Source organism: Amycolatopsis sp. NPDC052450, from assembly GCF_044547565.1.
In the GTDB taxonomy this organism is placed as follows: domain Bacteria; phylum Actinomycetota; class Actinomycetes; order Mycobacteriales; family Pseudonocardiaceae; genus Amycolatopsis.
On record NZ_JBIUAQ010000030.1, the window covers coordinates 15,886 to 37,823 of the forward strand.

Below are 21,938 nucleotides of genomic sequence, written 5' to 3' on the forward strand. Positions count from 1 at the left end.
GGACGTCCCGAAAGTGGCTTTCGCGACCTGCTCGCTCAACAGTGCCCAACCACGACACCAGACAGGAGACCCATGCCCACCGCGTCCGAAGTCATCGAAACGATCAACGACCGTGCGAAGGAGGCCGGCGTCCGGGTCCGGCTGCACGCGGCCGAAGTCGACGGCACCCGGCGGATCGGCGTCGATGAGCACACCCCCGTCGTGACGGCGTCGGTCTTCAAGGTCCCGATCGCGCTGGAGCTGGCGAGGCAGGCCGCAGACGGCGGGCTCGACCTCGGTGAGCGGATCACCGTCCTGCCGGGGCATCCGACGCCGAGCCCGTACGGCTTGGCCACCTTCCGTCACGAGATCACGATGTCGTGGTACGACCTCGCGATCCTGATGATCGGGATCAGCGACAACGTCGCGACCGACCTGATCCTCGACCGGGTCGGGAAGGAATCGACGGAAAAGTCGTTGCGGCGGCTCGGTTTCGAACACACCACCGTGCCGCAGGACTGCGGGGAGGTGCTCGGCAGTATCGGGGAAGACCTCGGGATCTCCTACGAGGACGACGAAAGGCTGCTGGCGGACCTCCCGATGGAGCGGATCGCCGCGTTGCGCGCCCTGCGTCCGGAGCACACCTGCGCCACGACCGCCGAAGAGATCACCCGGCTGCTCGGGCTGATCTGGCGGGACGAGGCGGCCGCGCCGGTCGCGTGCGCGGACGTCCGGCGCTGGATGGAACTCCAGGTGTGGCCGCACCGGCTGCGGTCCGGGTTCCCGGACGACGGGATCCGCGTCAGCGGCAAGACCGGGACCCTGCCTTCGGTGCGCAACGAGGTCGGCGTGGTCGAGTACCCGGATGGCGGCCGTTACGCGGTAGGGATTTTCACCGAAGCCGTCGACGGGCGGTCGAGGGTGCCGGAGCGGGACGCGTTCATCGGGTTCGCCGCCGCGCAGGCCGTCGAATGGCTCAGGCTTCCCGAGGCCGGGAGCGAATGATTCGTCCGCCCGGATGAATTTTCCCGTCGCTCTCGTCGTTCCGCACGAACCGGTGACGCCGGTCACCGTCCTAGCATTCCGGGAACCGCCGGACCGCCCTTTCCACGGACAAGAGGTGCGCATGTCGAAACTTTCCGAAATCGAGACCTGGCTCGCGGAGAATTTTTCCGCCTTGCTGGAGAAGCATCAGGTGCCCGGCGCGGCCGTCGCGGTCTTCGCGGGCGGAGAGGTGATCGACCACGCGGCAGGCGTGCTGAACAAGAACACCGGCGTCGAGTCCACAGTGGACTCCGTCTTCCAGATCGGGTCGATCACCAAGGTGTGGACGACGACCCTGGCGATGCAGCTCGTCGACGAGGGCAGGCTGGACCTCGACAAGCCGGTCCGTGACTATCTTCCCGAGTTCACCCTCGCGGACGACGACGCGGCGTCGCGGATCACCGTAAGGCAGCTGACCTGCCACACCTCCGGCTTCGAGGGCGACATCTTCACCGACACCGGGCAGGGCGACGACTGCGTCGCCAAGCTCGTGGCCACGCTTTCCGACGTGCCCCAGCTGTTCGGCCCGGGGGAGATGTTCTCCTACAACAACGCCGGATACTGCGTGCTCGGCAGGATCGTCGAGGTCCTGCGCGGCAAGTCCTACGACGACTGCCTGCGCGATCACCTCTTCGCGCCGCTCGGGCTGACCCACGCCGCGGCCGGACCGTACGACGCGATCCGGTATCGCGCCGCGATCGGCCACGTCCAGCCGTCGCCGGACGAGGAGCCGGTGGCCGCGCCCGTCTGGGCGCTGACGCGCTCGAACGTGCCGGCGGGTTCGCATCTCGCGATGCGCCCGCGCGACCTGCTGACCTTCGTGCGCATGCACCTCAACGAGGGCCGAGCCGACGACGGCACCCAGGTGCTCAAGCCGGAAACCGCGCGCGCCATGTGGGAACGCCAGGTCGAACTGCCCTACCTCGGCCTGATGGGCGGCGCGTGGGGGCTCGGCTGGATGATCTTCGACTGGGACGGCGGCCCGGTGATCGGCCACGACGGCGGCACCATCGGCCAGTCCGCGTTCCTGCGGGTGGTGCCGGGCAGCAATGTCGCGGTGGCGCTGCTGACCAACGGCGGCAAACCGCTGCACCTCTACCGGGACGTCTTCCGGAAGGTGCTGGGCGAGCTGGCGGGCGTCGAGGTCCCGCCGCTGCCGGAGCCCAACGCCGCGGAGGCCCCGGCGGATCCGTCGCGCTATGTGGGCGAGTACTCGTCGCAGGTCGCGGACATCGTCGTGAGCCAGGACGAGGACGGTGGCCTGTGGCTGGAACGGACGCCGAAGGGCGTGTTCGCCGACCTCGGTTCCGGGCCGGAGAAGAACCGGCTGCTGGGCTACAAGGGCGACACCCTGGTCGCCGAGCACGGTGAGCTCGGCCTGCACCTCCCGCACGCCTTCGTCGGCGACGACGGCAACGGACGGGCGTTGTACGTCCACACCGGACGGGCGGACCGGCGGGTGAGCCGGTGACCGGAATCGGCGCCGAGATCGAGGCCGTCTTCGCGAACGCGGGGGCGCGCGGATTCGTGCACGCGCGCGAGGTCGGCGTCGCCGATGGTCCCGAAGTCGGCGTCGGCGCGGACGATCCGGTCGTGCTCGCGTCCGTGTTCAAGATCCCGGTGGCGGTCGCCTTCGCCCGTGAGGTGGCCGCCGGACGGCTCGACGAAACCGAGCGGACTCGCGTCGTCGCGCGGTACCGGATCGGCGGGATCGGCACCGCCGGCTGCGCGGACGACGTCGAGATGAGCTGGCGCGACCTCGCGCAGTTCATGCTGACGATGAGCGACAACGCCGCGACCGACGTCGTCTACCACCGGGTCGGGCAGGAAGCGGTGGACCGGGTCCTGACCGACCTCGGACTCACCAGGACCCGGCTGATCGGCTGCTGCGAGGACCTCTTCGCCTCGGTGATCGCCGACCTCGGCGCGCAACCGGACGACGATCTGGAAGCCGTCTTCGCCGCGGCCACACCGGAACAGCTCTGGAAGCTTTCCTTACTCGACCCGGAACGCACCACGGCGTCGACCCCGCGCGAGATCACCACGTTGCTCGACGCCATCTGGACCGACCGCGCGGGCGACCCGGCCGCCTGCGAACGCGTGCGGACGATCATGGCCCAGCAGATCTGGCCGCATCGGATCTCGTCCGGTTTCCCGGCCGGGGTGGCGATCGCGGCGAAGACCGGGACGCTGCCCGCCGTCCGCAACGAAGCGGGTGTGGTGACCGATGTGGACGGTCGCCGGTACGCCGTCGCGGTGTTCACCCGCGCCGAATCCCTCGCCGACCGCCAGCCCGCGGTCGATTCCGCCATCGGCGAGGCCGCCTGCCTCGCCGTCGCCCACCTCCGCGCGTAGAGCGCGACCCAGTAGGAGAACCGCATGAAGAAAGCCCGGCTCACCGCCGCGATCACGAGCGTGGTGGCCTTGACCGTGAGCGCGTGCGGGGGGACGTCGCAATCCGGACAGGACCGGACCGCGAACCAGAAACCGGTCGAAGGCAGGACCTTCACCATGGCGATCGGCTCCGATCCGGGAGCGCTGGATCCGGCGATGACCGTGCTCGCGGTCGCGCTGGACATCGGCCGCTTCCTCTACGACAGCCTGGTGAACCTCGACGACACCGGCAAACCGATCGCGGGGCTCGCCGAGAAGTGGGAGGCCACCACGACCACGGCCTCCTTCACCCTGCGGAACGGGATCACCTGTGACGACGGCACGCCGCTGACCGCGAGCGACGTGGCGGCGAACATCGGCTTCATCGGCGACCCCGCTAACAAGTCCCCGATGGCAGGGCTCGCGATCGCGCCGGGTACCAAGGCCACCGCTGACGACGCGGCCAGGACGGTCACCGTCACCAGCGGGGCACCGGACGCGTTCCTGCTGCGCAACGTGGGCGGCCTGCCGATCGTCTGCGGCAAGGGCGTCACCGACCGGCAGGCGCTGGCCAAGGGGAAGTACGGCACCGGCATGTACACCATGACCGAGATCGTCCCGAACGACCACTACACCCTCACCCGGCGGAAGGACTACGCGTGGGGACCGGGGGAGTGGCAGCGTGAGCAGCCGGGGCTGCCGGAGAAGGTGGTGTTCCGGGTCATCCAGAACACCACGACCGCCGCGAACCTGCTGCTGTCCGGTGAGCTCAACAGCGCCAGGATCACCGGTCAGGACCAGCAGCGCCTGCGCGCCCAGAAGCTGTATCACGGCGAGCAGGTCGTGCCGATGGGCGAGATGTTCTTCAACCAGGGGCCCGGTCGCCCGGGAGCCGATCTCGCCGTGCGCCGCGCGCTGGTGCAGGCACTCGACCTGCCCCAGATCGGCAAAGTGCTCACCGGTGGTTCCGGGGCGCCCAGTCAGGGAATGGTCACCACCGAACCCAGGGCGTGCTCCGGCGACGCGGTGAGCGGGAAGCTTCCCGCGTTCGACGTCGCCGCCGCCAAGGCGGGCCTCGACGCGGCGGGCTGGAAGCCGGGAGCGGACGGCGTGCGGGTCAAGGACGGCAAGCGCCTCGCACTGACGGCCATCTACGGCAGCCAGGTGGGGCCGACGATGGCGCCCTCGGCGGAGCTGATGCAGCAGTCGTGGAAGGCCGCCGGCGTGGAGGTCACCCTCAAGGGCCTCGACAGCCCGGGAACCAGCCAGGTGCTCTTCAACACCGGCGAGTGGGACATCTCGCTCGCGCCGGTGACCCTGCTGCTGCCGAGCCAGGCCGTCCCGTTCGTCTCGGGACCGAAACCGCCCGCCGGCACGAACTTCGCGCATATCGAGAACGAGCGGTACACGGCGCAGGCCGCGCAGGCGGCGCGGATGCCGGGTGATTCGGGCTGCGCGACCTGGCTCGCGGCGGAAACGGCACTCATCGAGCGGCTGGACGTCGTGCCCTATGTCAACTCGGTCATCCCGACCTTCGGGAGCAACGCGCGATTCAAGGTCAGTTTCGGCTCGGTCGAGCCGTCGTCGATCCGGATGTACGGCTGATGGCGGTCGCGGTCGCCCCGTCCGGGTTGCGTGGCAGTCCCTGGCTGTCGTTCGCCGTGCGCCGTCTCGGCCGGTTCGCGGTCTCGCTGTGGGTTTTGATCACCACGGCGTTCCTGATGATCCAGCTGATCCCCGGCGACCCGGTCCGGGCGGCGCTCGGGCTGACCGCGCCGGTCGAGCTGGTGAACGCGCGACGGGCGGCACTCGGCCTCGACGATCCGCTGTGGCTTCAGTACGTCCGCTACCTCGGCGGAGTGGTCACCGGTGACTTCGGGACGTCGATGACGAGCGGGCAGCCGGTCTCCGAGGTGATCGGCGACCGGCTGCCCGCCACCCTCCAGCTGGCCTTGCCCGCCTTCGCGGTGGTCATCGCGGTGGCGATCCCGCTGGGCCTCCTGTTCGCCGTGCTGACCCGCGGCGGACGGCGGCGGGGCGGCGAGCTGGCGTTCACGTCGACGACCGTGCTGCTCGCGGCCATCCCGGAGTTCCTGCTCGCGGTCGCGCTGGTCGCGTTCTTCGCGGTGCGGCTCGGCTGGTTCCCGGTGGCCGGGAGCGACGGGGCGGGTTCGCTCGTGCTCCCGGTGATCGCGCTGGCGCTCGGTCCGGCGTCGGTGCTCTCCCGCATCGTCCGGGTGGAGACACTTTCCGTGCTGGGCCACGACTTCATCCGCACCGCGCGGGCGAAACGGCTGCCCGCGCGGCTGGTCTACCTGCGGCACGCGCTGCCGAACGCGCTGACCGCGACGCTGACCATGGGCGGCCTGATGCTGACCGGGATGGTCGCCGGGACGGTGCTGGTGGAGAACGTGTTCGCCTGGCCCGGTCTCGGTTCCACCATCGCGCAGTCGATCCTGCAGAAGGACTATCCGCTGGTGCAGGGCATCGTGCTCGTCTACGGCATCGGGGTCCTGCTGGTGAATCTGACGGTGGACGTGCTGCTGGCCGTCCTCGATCCGCGTTCGACGATCCGGGAGAACTGAGATGGCGAAATGGTTCGCGGCCCTGCGCACCCCGGTGGGCGGGTTCGCGGCGGCCCTGCTGCTGGTGGTGATCGCACTCGCGGTGCTGGCCCCGGTCCTGTGGCACGACAACGCCTTCGCGATCGACACGGACGCGATCGGACAGGGCCCGTCCGCCGCGCATTGGCTGGGCACCGACGACCTCGGCCGCGACATCCTCTTCCGTGTGCTGGTGGCGACCCGGCTTTCGGTGCTGCTGGCGCTGCTCGCGACGGTGATCGGGGTGGTGACCGGGCTCGTCCTCGGCACCCTGCCTTCGCTGCTGCCCCGGCCGGCCGCCCGGCTGGTCACCTCGGCGGTGAACATCGCGGTCGCGTTCCCCGGGCTGCTGCTGGTGCTGTTCTTCTCGGTCATCTTCGGAGTCGGGACACACGGCGCCGTGCTGGCGGTCGGTTTCGCGCTCGCCCCGGCGTTCGCGCGGCTGGCGCAGACGCTGTCGGCTTCCGTGGCGGGCCAGGACTTCGTGTCCGCGGCGCGGATCTCCGGCGTCGGCCGGATCCGGTTGCTGGTGCGGCACATCCTGCCCAACATCGGTGAACCGCTGGTGGTGAACGCGACCATCGGCGCGGGTGCCTGCCTGCTGGCGTTCTCCGGGCTGTCGTTCCTCGGCATCGGTGTGCAGGCACCGGATTACGACTGGGGACGGCTGCTCGGCGAAGGGCTCAACGGGATCTACGTCAATCCGGCGGCCGCGCTCGCGCCCGGCGTCGCGGTGGTGCTGGCCGGGCTCGCCTTCAACCTGGTCGGCGAGGCCGTGGCAGGCGTGATCGGCGTCCGGACCGGGCTGCGCGAACTCGCGCCACGGCCGGTCTCCCCGGCACGGGAGTCCTGTGAGCGCGACGACGACGCCGTGCTGGTGGTGGAGAACCTCCAAGTGGCGTTCCCGCGTCCGTCTGGCTGGACCGTTCCCGTGCGCGGTGTGAGCTTCACCGTCCGCGCGGGCGAGGCGATCGGCGTCGTCGGTGAATCGGGTTCGGGGAAGAGCCTGACCGGCCTGGCGGTGTCACGGCTGGTCGAAGCACCGGCCGTGGTCACCGCGGACCGGCTCGACTTCGCCGGGAAACCCCTGCTGACGACACCGGAACGGGAGTTGCGCGGCCTGCTCGGCACGTCGCTGGCGATGGTGTTCCAGGATCCGATGACCTCCTTCAACCCGACCAGGCGGATCGGCCGTCAGCTGGCCGAGGTCGCCGAACAGCATCAGGGACTCCCACGCGCCAAGGCCTTCGAACGAGCCGTGGACCGGTTGCGTGCGGTGCGGATCCCGGCGGCCGAACGGCGTGCGCGGCAGTACCCGCACGAGTTCTCCGGTGGTATGCGGCAGCGCGCGATGATCGGCATGGGCCTGATGGGAGATCCGAAGCTGATCATCGCCGACGAACCGACCACGGCGCTGGACGTCACCGTGCAGCGGCAGTTGCTGCGGCTGCTGGCGCGCACCAGGACCGAACGCGACACGGCCATCATCCTGATCAGCCACGACATCGCGGTCGTTTCGCAGACGTGTGAGCGGATGCTGGTGATGTACGCGGGCCGGGTGGTGGAGGACCTGCCGTCGGCCGGGACGCCGCGGCATCCGTACACGCGGGCTCTGCTGGCCGCGACGCTCGACCTCGAGACCGATCGTGACGCGCCGCTCGCGGTGATTCCCGGCCGTCCGCCGGAACCGGATCGTGTGCCCAACGGCTGCGCTTTCGCCGACCGGTGTCCCGCGGTGACCGACCGGTGCCGTCTCGAAGACCCGGTGCTGGAGCGCGTGGAACCCGGGCATCGCGTCGCGTGCTGGCACCCGGCGCCGCTTTCCCTGCCCGCCAAGGAAACCGTGACCGCCGGAGGTGCGGAATGAGCGATCTCGTCTTCGACACGGTGAGCGTGCGGTACGGCGGGCGGCGTGGACTCACCGCGGTCGACCGGGTCGGGCTGACCGTCCCTTCCGGACAGGTCGTCGGACTCGTCGGTGAATCGGGCTCGGGGAAGTCGACGCTGGCCCGTGCCGCCGTCGGGCTCTCGCCGATCAGCGAGGGACGGGTCCTGCTGGGCGGGGTCGACGTCCGGAAGCTGCCCCGGCGCCCTCCACTGCAGATGGTGTTCCAGGATCCGTATTCCTCTTTGGACCCCAGGATGAGCATCGGGGAGTCGATCACCGAAGCGATTCCGCGTGGCGTGCTCCCCGGTCGCGCGGCGCGCCGGGAGGAGGTGGCCCGGCTGCTGGAGCTGGTGAACCTCGATCCTGAACGCGCTGGTCATCTGCCGGGGCAGCTTTCCGGCGGTCAGCGTCAGCGCGTGGCGCTCGCCCGTGCGCTGGCCGGGCGGCCCGACGTGCTGATCGCCGACGAGATCACCTCCGCGCTCGACGTCTCCGTGCAGGGCGCGGTGCTCAACCTCGTCCGGTCCGTGCAACGGCGGCTGGGCCTGTCGATGCTCTTCATCTCGCACAACCTCGCGGTGATCCGCTATCTCAGCGACATCGTCGCCGTGATGTACCTCGGCCGGATCGTCGAGGTGGGTCCGGCCGAGCAAGTGCTCGGCGACCCGCAGCATCCGTACACGCGCGACCTGCTCGCCGCGGCGCCTTCCGCGCACACGTCGCTGTTCGACACCGGCGCGGACGAGGCGACCGCGGACACCGAGCCCGCCGACCCGCACCACCCGCCGTCCGGATGCCGCTATCACACCCGCTGCCCGGTCGGTCCGCTCGTCCGCGCCGACCGAGAACTCTGCCTCCAGGCGGACCCTGCCGACGACGCGGCACACCGGCGTCATTCGGCGGCCTGCCACTTCAGCGAAAACGAGAGCCGACGGCTCACGATCCCCCGAGGAGCGACCGCATCATGACCCGACGTCTCGGTCTCGACGACCTGTACGGAATCGCCGTCCCCAGCCAGCCCGCGTTGTCGCCGGACGGCGACCGGATCGCCTACGTCCTGCGCACCGCGAACCGCGACGAGGACCGGAACGAGCACACGCTGTGGGAGGTCGGCGCGACCGACGGCGAAGCGCGGCAGCTCACGCGCGGTACCGCCGACCTGGCGCCGATGTGGGCTCCGGACGGCACGCGGATCGCGTTCCTCCGTGCCGAGGACGGCCCGCCGCAGGTGTGGTTCCTGCCGTCGTCGGGCGGCGAGGCCGAACGGATCACCGAACTCCCGCTCGGTGCGGGCGCCCCGGTCTGGAGCCCCGACGGCGGCAAGATCGCGTTCTCGGCCGCGACCGACCCGGCGGGCGGCGAACCCGCGCCGAACGCCCCGGTGGTGGCGGACCGGCTGGACTTCAAGGCCGACGGCGCCGGGCTGATCAAGACCATCCGCAAGCATCTGCACGTTCTCGACGTCGCCACGCGTGAGGTCCGGCAAGTGACCTTCGGCGATTGGCACGCGGGCGACCCCGCCTGGTCACCCGACGGGACGCACCTGGGCTTCCCGGCCGGACGGGACGCCGACGCGGACCTGACCTTCCGTTCCGGCGCCTATGTTCTCGACGTGACCACGAAGGCCGCAGAACCGCGGCTGATCGGCTCCGGCGAGGGCATGGTGGGAACCGTCACCTGGACCGCGGACGGGAGCGAACTCCTGGTGGCAGGCCGGGTCGACACCGAAGTCGGCCACATCGGGTTGCTGCGGGTCCCGCTCGACGGCGGCGACCCCGTGGACCTGGCGTCCACTTTGGACCGTAGCGTGATGCCCGGCGGCGCCGGCTATCCGGGCGCGCTGCCGAAGCGGACCGCGGACGGCGGTTCCGTGCTGTTCGCTCTCCGCGACCGCGGCTGCACGCACCTGTACCAAGTGGACGCCGACGGCGGAAATCCGCGCGCGGTGCTGGCGGGCGCGGACCGCGTCGTGTCCGGAATGGACACCGCGAGCGGGAGGATCGTGGTGGTTCTCGCCACGGCCAGCTCGTTCGGCGAGATCGCCGTCGTCGATCAGGCCACCGGCGCCGTCGACGTGCGGACGAAGCACGGCGCCTCGGTCGCCGAGGTGGAACTGTTCCGCCACGAGGAGCGGGAATTCACCATCGCGGACGGCACCGTCGTCCATGGCTGGCTGCTGCGTGACCCCGCCAGGTCAGAGGCGGCGCCGCTGTTGCTCGACATCCACGGCGGCCCGCACAACGCCTGGAACGGCGTGGCCGACTCGATCCACCTCTATCACCAGGCGCTCGTCGCGCGAGGCTGGGCGGTGCTGCTGCTCAACCCGCGCGGCAGCGACGGCTACGGCGAGGATTTCTACACGGGCGCCGTCGGCGGCTGGGGTGTCGCCGACGCCGCGGACTTCCTCGAACCGCTGGACCACCTGGTCGCTGAAGGGATCGCCGACGCCGACCGGCTCGCCGTGGCGGGATACAGCTACGGCGGCTTCATGACCTGCTATCTGACCAGCCGCGACAACCGCTTCGCCGCCGCAGTCTCCGGGGGCGTTGTCAGCGACCTGACCAGTATGGAAGGCACCTCCGACGCCGGGTACTACCTGGCCCTCCGTGAGATCGGCGACCAATCACGGGACTATGCGAAGTTCTCACCGTTCGCCAAGGTCGACCAGGTGCGGACACCGACCCTGGTCATCCAGGGCGCGGAAGACGAGCGCTGCCCGGTCGGCCAGGCCGAGCAGTGGTTCGGCGCGCTGCGTGCGCGTGGCGTCCCGACCCGGCTGGTGCTGTACCCGGGCGGCTCGCATCTGTTCATCCTCGACGGACCGCCCTCGCACCGCGTCGACTTCAACCGGCGCGTCCTCGAATGGGTCGAGCAGTACGCGGCCCCGGCGGACGGGGTGTCCCGCGTGCCGATCGAGGCGGCGCACTGGCAGCGGCGGCTGGCCGAACTCGCGCGCAAATACGGCGTTCCCGGTGCGGCGCTCGGCATCATGCGGATCGGGGACGACACGGAGACCCATGTGTCCCACGGCGTGCTGAACACGGCGACCGGCGTCGAAGTCACCGAAGACTCGGTGTTCCAGATCGGCTCGGTCTCGAAGGTGTGGACCGCGACCGTGGTGATGCAGCTGGTCGACGAAGGACTCCTCGACCTGGACGCGCCGATCTCCGACGTCGTCCCCGAACTGCGGCTGGCCGATCCGGACGTTGCCAAACAGGTGACCATGCGGCATCTGCTGACGCACACCAGCGGGATCGACGGAGACGTCTTCACCGACACCGGGCGCGGCGACGACACCCTGGAGCGCTACGTCGAGATCCTCGACCAGGCCGCGCAGAACCATCCGCTCGGCGAGACTTTCTCCTACTGCAACTCGGGTTTCGTGCTCATGGGCCGGGTGATCGAGAAGCTCACCGGGCAGACGTGGGACGCGGCGATGCGGGAGAAGCTGTTCACCCCGCTCGGTCTCACCCACACCGTGACGCTGCCCGAGGAAGCGCTGATGTTCCGCGCCGCCGTCGGTCACGTCGCCGGTGAGGACGAGGAACCGCGGCCCGCACCGATTTGGGGCCTGCCGAGGAACATGGGCCCGGCGGGTTTGATCACCGCCACCACCAAGGACGTGCTCGGCTTCGCCCGCCTGCACCTGACCGGCGGCCTGACGCCGTCCGGCGAGCGGATCCTGACCACGGCGTCCGTCGCCGCGATGGCCGAAAAGCAGGCCGACATCCCCGACAAGCACTCGCTCGGCGATTCGTGGGGTCTCGGCTGGATCCGCGACGACTGGAGCGGACGGCGGGTCATCGGCCACGACGGCAACACGATCGGGCAGTCCGCGTTCCTGCGGCTGCTGCCCGATCAAGGGCTCGCCGTCACCCTGCTCACCAACGGCGGCAACACCCGCGACCTGTTCCAGGAGCTGTACCGCGAGATCTTCGCCGAACTCGCCGACGTGGCGATGCCGCGGCCGCTGGAGCCGCCCGCGACACCGGTCACCGTCGACGGTTCGAGGCACGTCGGTGTCTACGAACGGGCCGGCGTGACGATGGAGGTACTGTCCGAAGGGGACGGACTCCGGCTCCGGCAGACCGTCACCGGACCGCTGGCCGAACTCGTGCCGGAGAAGACGCAGGAGTTCGACCTGGTCCCGGTGACCGACTCGCTCTACGTCTGCCGTGAGCCGGGAGCGCGGACCTGGATGCCGGTCACCTTCTACACGTTGCCGACCGGGGAGCCGTACGTGCACCACGGAGTGCGTGCGACACCGAAGGTCTAGCTTCGGCGCCTTGCCACGTAACGGATGACCAGAAGCACGATGCAGACGACCGAGACGCCTCCCGCGATCATGCGGAGGGTCCAGTCCATCCCCGCGAACTGTCCGATCGAGTTGGCGGCGGCGCTGACGAGGAGGACCAGCCAGAGGGAAGCGGTGACCATCGTGCCGCCGGCGTTCTTGGTGTCGTTCATGGGAAAGACGTTATGGAACGGCGGGCCGGGCGAACAGGGGAGTGACCCCCGTCGCGGGGTGGTGCTGGCGCTACCCCGCGACGCGTTCTGGGAACTTGCCCGGCTCGGCGAACTCCCTTCGACGATGTAGGAATTGGGACACTCAACGTCCCGATTCCTGCATCGTCGACACCCGGCACACGCTCAGCCGTCACCCTCGCACAGGCCAGGTGGTCGTGTGATCCGAGCGTGGAGGATTCAGGACGTCCAACGTCCCGAATCCTCCACACCCGAAACGCGCCGCCGCTGACGCTTCACCTTCGCCCTGGTCAAGCGTGGGCAAGCAAATACCAGTCCGCGTACGGGACGCTGGATGTCCCGAAAGTGGCTTTCGCGACATCTTGGCCGGGCGGTCGTGAGTGACCCGGACTGTCAGGGCCAAGAGGGCGGGCCCGGAACGCCACCTTGAGCCTCAGTGGCACCACCCACCGCGACGACAGCGCGTGAAGGCCCTTTTCCTCGGCTGAGCCGAGGAAACTCGACCTTCATGTACTTCAACGCTCCATTCGCGACCACCTGGCACGAGAGCCTGACGGGCGCTTAACGTTTCCCGCTCAAGTAGGCGAGCACGGCCAGCACCCGCCGATGCCCGCTGTCCTCCGGCAACCCGAGTTTCGCGAAGATGTTCCGGATGTGCTTGTGCACGGCGCCGTCGCTCACCACCAGTAGTTCGGCGATGGTCGTGTTGTTGTAGCCCTCCGCCATCAGCCCGAGCACCTCACGCTCGCGCGCGGTCAGCCCTTCGAGGGGGTCGGTCGCCCGGCGGTGCGCCATCAGCTGGGTGATCACCTCGGGATCCATCGCCGTCCCGCCCTTGACGACCCGGTCCAGCGCGTCGAGGAACTTCTCGACCTTCCCGACCCGCTCCTTGAGCAGGTACCCGACCGCTCCTTTGCCGTCGGCCAGAAGTTCCGCCGCGTAGCCGGTTTCGACGTGTGCGGACAGCACGAGCACGGGCAGTCCCGGATACATCTTCCGCGCCTTGACGGCGGCGCGGAGACCTTCGTCGGTGTGGGTCGGCGGCAACCGGACGTCGGTGATCACCGCGTCGGGACGGTCGTTGGTGACCAGTTCGAGGAACTCGTCCACATCGTCCACCGCCGCGGCGACGTCGATGCCGGACGTGTTCAGCAGCATCACCAGGCCTTCGCGCAGCAGCGCGTCGTCCTCGACGATCACGACCCGCATGGCAACTCCACTTTCAGTACGGTCGGCCCACCGATGGGGCTGGACAACTGCAAGGTCCCGTCGAACGCCTCGGCGCGCTTGCGGATCCCGGACAGGCCGGAGCCGCCGGATTCGTCGGCGCCGCCGTGGCCGTTGTCGCGGATTTCGATGAGCAGGGTTTCGGCGGTGCCGTTGAGGGTGATCCAGGCGTGTTCGGCGCCGGAGTGCTTGGTGATGTTGGTCAGCATTTCGGCGACGACGAAGTAGGCGGCCGCCTCCACCGCGGCGGGGCGGCGGCTGCTGCTCAGAACGTCCACTGTGCACGGAACGGGGCAGCGATCGGCCAGCGCCGTGACGGCACCGTCGAGACCGCGGTCGGTCAGCAGCGGCGGGTAGATGCTCCGTACGACGCTGCGCAGTTCGGCCAGGGCGCCGGTCGCGGTGTCCTGCGCCTTGCCCAGCAATTCCCTTGCCCGCTGAGGATCCCTGTCGAACAGCGAATCGGCGATCCCCAGTTGCAGTACCACCGCGGCGATCCTCGCCTGCGTCCCGTCGTGCAGATCGCGTTCCAGCCGCCTGAGTTCGGCGCCGTGCGCCTCCAGCGCGGCGGCACGCGACGCGGCCAGTTCGACGACGCGGTCGGTCAGCACGACACCGGGTGCGGGCGCGAGCAGTTTGCGCGCGATGGACGCCTGCCACCGGGCCAAGCGGGGGTACAGGAAGACGAGCGCGACCATGCCGACCCCGGTGATCAGGCTGAGGGCGGCCATCGGCCACGACGTCACCATGAAGCCGAGTGAACTTTGCACTCCGCCGGGCACCATCGGCCAGATGAACGCGGTGACCACCTGGCGCAGCCCGCCGAGCGGGAAGGCGATGGCGAAGATGCCGATGATGAAACCGGTCGCGGCGTGGAAGGCGAGCCACGCGAGGTCCCGGCGCGAGGCCGGATCGGTCACCGGGTTCCCGGACCGGTACGGCTCGGGGATCGGCTCGTCGAGCAGGCGCGCGGCGCGACGGCGTTCGAAGTTGACCGGGTACCTGATCAGCTTGAGCGCGTGCGGCACCGCCGGGATCCCGACGCCGAACGGGCACATCAGCAGCACGAACAGCATGCCGACGAGAACGAACCAGTCGACCATCGAAGAAGCCGCGCCGACCGCCAGGTACCGGATCGCGGACCAACAGGACCGGAGCCGGGTGATCACCCGGACAGTCTCCCATCCGGGCCATCGGTTCAGAACGCGGCGTGCCCCAGCGTCAGCACGCCACCGGCCGCCGAGAGGACGAGGACCGACCAGCGGACGGACCGGTCGCCGACGCGGCGGCTCAGCGCCCTTCCCAGCAGATCGCCCGCGAGAGCCGAGCCCGCGACGGCGAGGAGCACGCTCACGGGCACCTCCACCCAGCCGAGGCTCGGCAGCGCGACCAGGCCTAGCAGGAAGAAGTAGATCGACAGCGTCCCGCGTGTCTCGTCCGCGCCCCAGCCCGCGCTCGCCCCGTACACCGCCACGGCGGGGCCGGAGAGCCCGGCGACGGAGTTCATCGCCGCGCTCAGCACGCCCGCGCCGATCGCACCCGTCCTCCCTGCAAGCCGTCTGCTGGTGACTCCGCTCGCCAGCACGCCGACGGCGAGGACACAGCAACCGCCCGCGGCGAGCAGCAGTGGACGTTCGGGAGCGTTGCGCACCAGGAGCGCGACGACTGGGGTGAACACCACCGCGGGCACCGTCAGCCAGGCGACCTGTGCCCATCTGATCGCCCGCCGATGCGTGATCGCGACCGCGAGGTAGACCGGGAAACCGAGCAGCAGGGTAAGCCGGACGGCGTCGAGCGGGCCGAGCGTCAGCGCCAGGAACGGCACGCACATCAGGGAAAGCCCCATACCGGAGAGGCGCTGGGCGACGACCCCGGCCGCCGCCGCCAGCGAAGTGATGGCCAGGGTTCCCACCCGGCCATGGTGCGGCCGGTGCGCACGCGGCGGTAGCCGGTGCCTGACGAGCACCTCATAGCTCGTGGCTATGACCGCGAACTGGACCCGTCGATCGCGCGGATTCTGGCCCTTCTTGCCATTCCAGTCGTGCCGCACGCTCAGCGTCACTGCCTTTGGAACAGACGGGAGCGTGAGATGAAGATCGGTGTCCCTCGTGAAGTCAAGAACCACGAGTACCGGGTCGCGGTGACGCCTGCGGGCGTACACGAGTTCACTTCGGCCGGGCATGAGGTGTTCGTCGAACGCGGTGCCGGGGAAGGGTCGTCCCTCCGCGACGAGGACTACGCCGCGGCCGGGGCGAAGGTACTCGACAGCGCCGACGACGTCTGGGCGACCGGTGAGCTCGTGCTCAAGGTCAAGGAGCCGATCGCCGAGGAGTACCACCGGCTGCGGCACGACCAGCTGCTGTTCACCTACCTGCACCTCGCCGCGAGCGAGCCGTGCACGCGGGCGCTGCTGGACGCGGGCACGACGTCGGTGGCGTATGAGACGGTGCAGCTGCCGAACGGTTCGCTGCCCCTGCTGTTCCCGATGAGCGAGGTCGCCGGGCGGCTGGCCCCGCAGGTCGGCGCGCAGACGCTGATGCGCGCCAACGGTGGACGCGGGGTGCTCATCGGCGGGGTCTCCGGCGTGGCCCCGGCGCGAGTGGTCGTGCTCGGCGCCGGTGTCGCGGGGATGAACGCGGTCGCCGGCGCGGCCGGGACCTGGGCCGACGTCGTTTTGTTCGACAAGAACGTCGACAAGCTCCGTGCCGCGGACCGCATGTACCAGGGCCGGATCCGCACCGCCGCGGCCAACGCGTACTCGATCGAAGAGGCCGTGCTCGAAGCGGATCTCGTGATCGGCGCGGTACTCGTGCCCGGTGCCAAGGCGCCGAGCCTGGTGTCGAACGAGCTGGTGTCCCGGATGAAGCCGGGCAGCGTGCTCGTCGACATCTCCGTCGACCAGGGCGGTTGCTTCGAGGACACGCGGCCGACGACGCACGCGGAACCGACGTTCGCCGTGCACAACTCGGTGTTCTACTGCGTCGCCAACATGCCCGGCGCCGTTCCGCATACCTCGACGTACGCGCTGACCAACGTCACGCTGCCCTACGCGCTGGAGCTGGCGAACAACGGCCTCGCCGGGGCTGTCGCGCGGTGCCCGGAGCTGCGCGGCGGGGTCAGCACGGTGGACGGGCGGCTGACGTCCGCGCCGGTCGGCGAGGCGCTCGGAATCGGCTCGGTCGCGCTCGACGACGTGCTCGGTTAGGTAGTGCCTCCCAGACTGAAGTTGGGAGGCTGGGCGAGGGCACGCGCGCGCGTTCTCTTCGGCCGGAGGCCTCGGATTTGCGGAGGCGGGCCGCTGACACGGCCAAGTGAGCGGACAGCTGATCTCGCGGCCCGGCTGCGGAAATCCGAAAGCGCGCTTTGAGAGGCACAGCTAGCTGGTGCCGGCCGGGATCTGGAGCTAGGTTCGGATCCCGGCCGAGTCGCCGTGAGGGAGGTGCCGTTGCCGCGAACGTTGATCGAAATCGACCGGACGTCCGCCGAGCCGCTCTACCGGCAGGTGCGACGCGCGATCGAGCACGGCATCGCGATCGGCACGTTCGACCCGGCCCACCGGCTGCCGAGCTCGCGTGAGCTGGCGGCCGAACTGAGCGTTTCCCGCAACACCATCAACCTCGCGTACCAGGAGCTGGTCGCCGAAGGGTTCGTGGAGAGCCGCGAGCGCAGCGGGCTGTTCATCAACGCGGAGATGCGGCCGCACTGCGCGGTGCAGGAGCGGGGCACCAGCCCGGCCATCGACTGGAGCGCGCGGGTGCGCCGGTATCCGGACGCCGGCGTGCCGCACGTCGAGAAACGCGTGGACTGGCACACCTACCCGTATCCGTTCCTCGCCGGGCAGGTGGACGTCACGGCCTTCCCCGCGAGGTCGTGGACCCGCTGTCTGCGTGACGCGCTGTACCGGCCGCACGTGTTCCCGAGCCTGCAGGACAGCGTCGGCTCCGACGACCCGATGCTGGTCGACCTGATCTGCCGTCAGCTGCTCACCGCGCGGGGGATCGAGGCCGATCCGTCCGAGGTGCTGATCACCGTCGGTTCGCAGCAGGGGCTCGACCTGCTCGGCCGCGCGCTGCTCGGGGCGGACAGCGTCGTGGCGATGGAGAACCCGGGGTACCTCGACGCCCGGCATATCTTCCTGCGCACCGGCGCCGGATTACGCGGCCTCGACGTCGATCAGAGTGGCCTGCGACCGCCGGAGACGCTCGACGGTGTCGATCTGCTCTACCTCACCCCGAGCCACCACCACCCGACGAACGCGACGTTGAGCATCGGCCGCCGCCGACGGCTGCTCGATCTCGCCGCGAGTGCGGGCACGGTGCTCGTCGAGGACGACTACGACAGCGAATTCCGGTACCACGGCAGCCCCACGCCCGCGCTCAAGGCGCTCGACGGCACCGGCGACGCGATCTACCTCGGCACCTTCTCCAAGTTCCTGTCACCGGGTCTGCGGCTGGGATACCTGGTCGGACCCCGCGAACTGGTGAAGGAGTTGCGCGAGATCCGGCGGTACGTACTGCGGCATCCACCCGGTCACCTGCAACGGGCACTGGCGCTGCTCATCGACAGCGGCGAGTACCACCGTTCCCTGCGGCGCTATCGCACGAAGCTGATGCGGAAATGGGAGGCGACCGGGGCCGCGGTCGCCGAGCATCTGCCGTGGGCGCAGATGGCGTACCCGCCCGGCGGGGTCAGCCTCTGGATGACCGGACCGTCCGAACTGGACTGCCGGGCGCTGATGGACCGTGCCGAGCGCGACGGCGTCCTGATCGAGCGCGGTGACATCTTCTTCGTCGGGGAAAGCCCGCCGCGGAACCACTTCCGGATCGGCTTCGCGGCCGTGCCGTTGCGCGACATCGACCCCGGTATCCGGCTGCTCGGTGAGGCCTGCCGCGATCTCCTCGGCGGCTGAACGCACAACTGGTACCACCGCACCGGAGCGTTCTGGACCTGTTCAGGCGGCCAGATGTGCCGCACTGTCTGGGGATCCTTCGTGAGCCAGGACACGTCGCCAGGAGGTCCGTGTGGTGGAGTTCGTTCGAGAAGATCCCCGGGGTGCCGCCGATTTCGTCGCGCTCGGTGGCACCGTGCTCACCCTCGACCCGGCGGGGAGAAGGGTCCGCGCGCTGGCCGCGAGCGGCGGGCGGGTCACCGCGCTGGGTTCCGAACGCGAAGTATCGAAGCTGATCGGGCCGGGAACCACCGTGCTCGACCTGGCCGGGCGCACGGTGATCCCCGGTTTCGTGGAGTCCCACAACCATCCGGCGTTCTTCGGGATGACGCTGGCCGCGCCTGTCGACGCCGGCAGCCCGCCCAACGACACCATCGCCGACATCGCCGGCCGGGTCGCCCAGGCGGCCAAGGATCTCGGACCGGGGGAGTGGATCCGCGGTTTCCGGTACGACGACACGCTGCTCGCGGACGGCCGTCACCCGACGCGCGCGGACCTCGACCCCGTCTCCGGCCGCAATCCCGTGGTCCTGACCCACGTGTCGGGGCACTTCTGCACCGCGAACTCGCTCGCCCTGCGCGAAGTCGGGATCACCGCCGAGACACCGGATCCGCCCGGCGGGCTCATCGTGCGCGACGCCAGGGGCGAGCCGACCGGGGTGCTCGTCGAGACGGCGGCCTTCCTGGTCACGTCCCGGCTGCCCGGCCAGAGCGCCGGCGAACTCGCCGAAGCCCTGCTCCTGGCGGACGAGGAATACCTCGCCAACGGCGTGACCTCCGTGCACGACACCGGAATCGGCCTCATCGGAGGCGCGGCGGAACTCGAGGCGTACGCACTGCTGCGGCGGTCCGGGAAACTGCGTGTCCGGGTGCGCGGATACCTGTTCGACGGGCTGCTGCCCGGCCTCGACGAGGGTGAACCGGAAGCTCCGGAAGGCGCCGCGGACGACAAGTTCGCGATGACCGGCGTCAAGATCGTCGCGGACGGGTCGATCCAGGGCAAGACCGGCTGTCTCGCGGAGGGCTACACCTGCGACCCGGACGAGCACGGCATGATGCTGCTCGAACCCGCCGACCTCGGCCGCCGGATCGCCGCGCTCGACGCGGCAGGCTGGCAGGTCGCCGTGCACGGCAACGGGGACGCGGCGATCGACGCGATCATCGACGGCTACTCGCGGCTGGGTTCGCCGCGCGGCACCGGCAGGCGGCACCGGATCGAACACTGCCAGACGGTGCGCGAAGACCAGTTGGACCGGATGGCCGCCCACGACGTCCTCGCGTCGTTCTTCGTCAAACACGTCTACTACTGGGGCGACCGGCATCGTGACGTCTTCCTCGGGCCCGAACGCGCGCGCCGGATCAGCCCGCTGGTTTCGGCCCGCTCGCGGGGAATCCACTTCGGACTGCATTCGGACACGCCGGTGACCCCGGTGCCGCCGCTGGAGGGGATCTGGTGCGCCGTCCGCCGGATCACCAGGCAGGGCAAGGTGCTCGGCCCCGAGCAGGCGGTCGACGTCGATGCCGCGTTGCGGGGTTACACGATCGACGCCGCATACCTGGCGGGCGAGGAGGACATCAAGGGCAGCCTGGAGATCGGGAAGCTCGCCGATCTGGCGGTGCTGTCCGGGGACCCCACCACGATCGACCCCGACCGGATCCGCGAGCTGACCGTGGACGCCACCGTCAGCGGCGGTGAGGTCGTCTGGCGGCGCGGGACGACGGGAGCACATCGATGATCCGGAGCTGGCCGAGTGTCCTCATCGGACTGTTCGTTCCCGCTTTCGCCCTGCTGGCGGGAATTCTTCTGCTGTCCGGATCGACGGCATCGGTGCTCGGTATCCCGGTGCTGTTCTTCTGGGTGTTCTGCTGCTGCCCGCTGACCACGCTGTGCCTGTGGATCAGCTGGCGCTTCTTCGACCGTGCCCACTACCCGGAGGACGACTGATGCTGATCGCGATCGTGGCGGTGGTGATGGCGGGCTCGATCGGGCTCGCGGTGTGGGCCGGGCGGTCCACCCGTGGCGGCGGGATCTCCGAGTTCCTTGTCGGCGGCCGGTCGTTCCCGGCGTGGCTGGTGTACTTCCTCGCGGTCGGCGAGGTGTACAGCATCGGGACGATGATCGGCTTCCCGAGCGGGATCTACGCGAACGGCGCGAGCTACGGGATCTGGTTCCTCGGCTACATCCTGCTCGCGTACTCGCTGGGCTACTTCCTGGCTCCGCTGGTGTGGCGGGCGGCGAAACGGTACGACGCGATGACCGTGCCGGACGTGTTCGGACGGCATTTCGGCAGCAGGCGGCTCGAGCTGATCACCTGTGTCACGATGCTGATCGCGCTGGTCCCGTGGGGGCAGTACCAGTTCATCGGTCTCCAGGTGGTGCTCAGCAATCTGGGGCTGCGGCTGGATCCCCTGCAGTGCGTGGTGCTGGCTGGCATCGTGGCGTTCGTCTACATCGCCGTCTCCGGAGTGCGGTCACCTGCGTTCGTGTCGATCCTCAAGGACGTGTTCATGCTGGTCGGCGTGGTGCTCGTCGGGGTGGCGGTGGTACTCGCCGCCGGCGGCACCGCCAAGGTCAGCGGACCCGAGGTGCTCAGCGCGGCCCAGACCACCATGGGCGGTTCGGATCTGACGTTCGCGATGACGACGATCCTTTTCCAGAGCGTCGTGTTCTACCTCGGATTCGGTGGGGCGTACGTGTTCCCGGCCCGTTCCGAACGCGCGGTGAAGAGCTCGACCGTGTGGATGCCGATGTACATGCTGATCTACCCGTTCCTGGTGCTGGCCGCCTACTACGGCGTGCGCGCGCATCCGGATCTGGACAATCCGAACACGGTGTTCATGGTGACCGCCAAGGGTTTGCTGCCCGACTGGCTGCTGGGCCTCGTCGCCGCCGGCGCCGCGCTGTCGGGCGTACTCGTGCTCGCCGCGACCGCGCTCACCATCGGCGGGATGGTCTGCCGCAATCTCGCGCCGAACATCCCCGCCGCGGCGCAGCGCCGGTGGACCGTCGTCGCGGTGGCGAGTTTCCTGGTGCTGGCGGCGGTACTGACGCTCGTCGCCTCGACGCTGATGCTCACCATCCTGAACCTGACCTACAACCTGCTGGCGCAGGTCGTCCCCGGCTGGCTCGCGATCCTGTTCGTGCGCCGGGTGCGGACGGCCGCGGTCGCGGCGGGGATGGTCACCGGGGTGATCACCGCGATCGTCCTGTACGTCACCGGCGCTACGTTCGGTGGTGTCAACGCGGGGCTGGTGTCGCTCGGGGTGAACCTGGCCGTGGTGCTGATCTGGAGCCTGATGGCGCCGGACCAGGCGCGGATCCCGGTGGCACGGTCGGCCGAAAGCGCCCCGGACACCGAGGCGGTGCCCTCACTCAGCGGGTGACACGCCGT

General features: G+C 69.8%; 18 protein-coding genes. 14 read left to right on the forward strand and 4 right to left on the reverse strand.

The genetic code is table 11. From position 1 onward, the window contains the following. The first annotated feature begins 72 nt into the window (after positions 1-72). The 8 genes from ACIHAO_RS34290 (at position 73) to ACIHAO_RS34325 (ending at position 12,163) form a co-directional block, all read left to right on the forward strand. Complete coding sequence (locus ACIHAO_RS34290) at positions 73-984, forward strand: serine hydrolase (RefSeq protein WP_396564951.1); 912 nt, start codon at positions 73-75, stop codon at positions 982-984. A gap of 121 nt (positions 985-1,105) precedes the next feature. Further along, complete coding sequence (locus ACIHAO_RS34295; protein WP_396564953.1) at positions 1,106-2,494, forward strand: serine hydrolase domain-containing protein; 1,389 nt, start codon at positions 1,106-1,108, stop codon at positions 2,492-2,494. Next, on the forward strand, positions 2,491-3,378 hold the full coding sequence (locus ACIHAO_RS34300; RefSeq protein ID WP_396564955.1) for a serine hydrolase: 888 nt from the start codon (positions 2,491-2,493) through the stop codon (positions 3,376-3,378). The genes ACIHAO_RS34295 and ACIHAO_RS34300 overlap by 4 nt, the downstream gene beginning before the upstream one ends. Positions 3,379-3,402: 24 nt before the next feature. After that, complete coding sequence (locus tag ACIHAO_RS34305) at positions 3,403-5,001, forward strand: ABC transporter substrate-binding protein (protein ID WP_396564957.1); 1,599 nt, start codon at positions 3,403-3,405, stop codon at positions 4,999-5,001. Next, entirely contained in the window at positions 5,001-5,981 is a 981-nt protein-coding gene (locus ACIHAO_RS34310; RefSeq protein WP_396564959.1) for an ABC transporter permease, read from the forward strand. The genes ACIHAO_RS34305 and ACIHAO_RS34310 overlap by 1 nt, the downstream gene beginning before the upstream one ends. A 1-nt stretch (position 5,982) precedes the next feature. Next, complete coding sequence (locus ACIHAO_RS34315; protein WP_396564961.1) at positions 5,983-7,866, forward strand: dipeptide/oligopeptide/nickel ABC transporter permease/ATP-binding protein; 1,884 nt, start codon at positions 5,983-5,985, stop codon at positions 7,864-7,866. Continuing rightward, positions 7,863-8,855, forward strand: a complete 993-nt coding sequence (locus ACIHAO_RS34320) for an ABC transporter ATP-binding protein (RefSeq protein WP_125795572.1) — start codon at positions 7,863-7,865, stop codon at positions 8,853-8,855. The genes ACIHAO_RS34315 and ACIHAO_RS34320 overlap by 4 nt, the downstream gene beginning before the upstream one ends. After that, entirely contained in the window at positions 8,852-12,163 is a 3,312-nt protein-coding gene (locus tag ACIHAO_RS34325) for a serine hydrolase (protein ID WP_396564964.1), read from the forward strand. The genes ACIHAO_RS34320 and ACIHAO_RS34325 overlap by 4 nt, the downstream gene beginning before the upstream one ends. On the opposite strand, the gene ACIHAO_RS34330 is transcribed toward ACIHAO_RS34325, so the two are convergent. Beyond that, complete coding sequence (locus tag ACIHAO_RS34330) at positions 12,160-12,354, reverse strand: hypothetical protein (protein ID WP_125782913.1); 195 nt, start codon at positions 12,352-12,354, stop codon at positions 12,160-12,162. The genes ACIHAO_RS34325 and ACIHAO_RS34330 overlap by 4 nt on opposite strands. Here ACIHAO_RS34330 and ACIHAO_RS34335 point away from each other — a divergent pair. Further along, complete coding sequence (locus tag ACIHAO_RS34335; RefSeq protein WP_396564967.1) at positions 12,353-12,484, forward strand: hypothetical protein; 132 nt, start codon at positions 12,353-12,355, stop codon at positions 12,482-12,484. The two genes, ACIHAO_RS34330 and ACIHAO_RS34335, sit on opposite strands and share 2 nt — an antisense overlap. Before the next feature lie 449 nt (positions 12,485-12,933). On the opposite strand, the gene ACIHAO_RS34340 is transcribed toward ACIHAO_RS34335, so the two are convergent. Genes ACIHAO_RS34340 through ACIHAO_RS34350 form a run of 3 tightly spaced genes read right to left on the reverse strand, consistent with a single transcriptional unit; the run spans position 12,934 to position 15,511 of the window. Next, positions 12,934-13,581, reverse strand: coding sequence for a response regulator (locus tag ACIHAO_RS34340; protein ID WP_396564969.1), 648 nt, complete (start codon positions 13,579-13,581; stop codon positions 12,934-12,936). Beyond that, positions 13,569-14,768 carry a sensor histidine kinase gene (locus ACIHAO_RS34345; protein ID WP_396564971.1) on the reverse strand — a complete coding sequence of 400 codons (1,200 nt, stop codon included), beginning with the start codon at positions 14,766-14,768 and terminating at the stop codon, positions 13,569-13,571. Before ACIHAO_RS34345 ends, ACIHAO_RS34340 begins: the two co-directional genes overlap by 13 nt. A gap of 29 nt (positions 14,769-14,797) precedes the next feature. Continuing rightward, on the reverse strand, positions 14,798-15,511 hold the full coding sequence (locus ACIHAO_RS34350) for a TSUP family transporter (RefSeq protein ID WP_396564973.1): 714 nt from the start codon (positions 15,509-15,511) through the stop codon (positions 14,798-14,800). A gap of 177 nt (positions 15,512-15,688) precedes the next feature. Between ACIHAO_RS34350 and ald the strand changes: the two genes are divergently transcribed. The 5 genes from ald (at position 15,689) to ACIHAO_RS34375 (ending at position 21,930) form a co-directional block, all read left to right on the forward strand. Beyond that, a complete protein-coding gene (ald, locus tag ACIHAO_RS34355; protein ID WP_396564975.1) occupies positions 15,689-16,804 on the forward strand; it encodes an alanine dehydrogenase in 1,116 nt (371 codons plus the stop codon). A 240-nt stretch (positions 16,805-17,044) separates the two neighbouring features. Further along, positions 17,045-18,508 carry a PLP-dependent aminotransferase family protein gene (locus ACIHAO_RS34360; RefSeq protein ID WP_396564977.1) on the forward strand — a complete coding sequence of 488 codons (1,464 nt, stop codon included), beginning with the start codon at positions 17,045-17,047 and terminating at the stop codon, positions 18,506-18,508. Between the two features lie 112 nt (positions 18,509-18,620). Next, a complete protein-coding gene (locus ACIHAO_RS34365) occupies positions 18,621-20,282 on the forward strand; it encodes an amidohydrolase (RefSeq protein WP_396564979.1) in 1,662 nt (553 codons plus the stop codon). Next, complete coding sequence (locus tag ACIHAO_RS34370; protein ID WP_037339284.1) at positions 20,279-20,491, forward strand: DUF3311 domain-containing protein; 213 nt, start codon at positions 20,279-20,281, stop codon at positions 20,489-20,491. The genes ACIHAO_RS34365 and ACIHAO_RS34370 overlap by 4 nt, the downstream gene beginning before the upstream one ends. Next, entirely contained in the window at positions 20,491-21,930 is a 1,440-nt protein-coding gene (locus ACIHAO_RS34375) for a sodium:solute symporter (RefSeq protein WP_396564982.1), read from the forward strand. Before ACIHAO_RS34370 ends, ACIHAO_RS34375 begins: the two co-directional genes overlap by 1 nt. Positions 21,931-21,938 lie beyond the last annotated feature (8 nt).

Excerpts from the sequence above, each read along its gene's own strand:
- ACIHAO_RS34330 (WP_125782913.1), bottom strand. The coding sequence starts at position 12,354 with ATGAACGACACCAAGAACGCCGGCGGCACGATGGTCACCGCTTCCCTC.
- ACIHAO_RS34320 (WP_125795572.1), top strand. The coding sequence starts at position 7,863 with ATGAGCGATCTCGTCTTCGACACGGTGAGCGTGCGGTACGGCGGGCGG.
- ACIHAO_RS34335 (WP_396564967.1), top strand. The coding sequence starts at position 12,353 with ATGGGAAAGACGTTATGGAACGGCGGGCCGGGCGAACAGGGGAGTGAC.
- ald (WP_396564975.1), top strand. The coding sequence starts at position 15,689 with ATGAAGATCGGTGTCCCTCGTGAAGTCAAGAACCACGAGTACCGGGTC.
- ACIHAO_RS34290 (WP_396564951.1), top strand. The coding sequence starts at position 73 with ATGCCCACCGCGTCCGAAGTCATCGAAACGATCAACGACCGTGCGAAG.
- ACIHAO_RS34370 (WP_037339284.1), top strand. The coding sequence starts at position 20,279 with ATGATCCGGAGCTGGCCGAGTGTCCTCATCGGACTGTTCGTTCCCGCT.
- ACIHAO_RS34315 (WP_396564961.1), top strand. The coding sequence starts at position 5,983 with ATGGCGAAATGGTTCGCGGCCCTGCGCACCCCGGTGGGCGGGTTCGCG.
- ACIHAO_RS34310 (WP_396564959.1), top strand. The coding sequence starts at position 5,001 with ATGGCGGTCGCGGTCGCCCCGTCCGGGTTGCGTGGCAGTCCCTGGCTG.
- ACIHAO_RS34375 (WP_396564982.1), top strand. The coding sequence starts at position 20,491 with ATGCTGATCGCGATCGTGGCGGTGGTGATGGCGGGCTCGATCGGGCTC.
- ACIHAO_RS34340 (WP_396564969.1), bottom strand. The coding sequence starts at position 13,581 with ATGCGGGTCGTGATCGTCGAGGACGACGCGCTGCTGCGCGAAGGCCTG.
- ACIHAO_RS34325 (WP_396564964.1), top strand. The coding sequence starts at position 8,852 with ATGACCCGACGTCTCGGTCTCGACGACCTGTACGGAATCGCCGTCCCC.
- ACIHAO_RS34295 (WP_396564953.1), top strand. The coding sequence starts at position 1,106 with ATGTCGAAACTTTCCGAAATCGAGACCTGGCTCGCGGAGAATTTTTCC.
- ACIHAO_RS34305 (WP_396564957.1), top strand. The coding sequence starts at position 3,403 with ATGAAGAAAGCCCGGCTCACCGCCGCGATCACGAGCGTGGTGGCCTTG.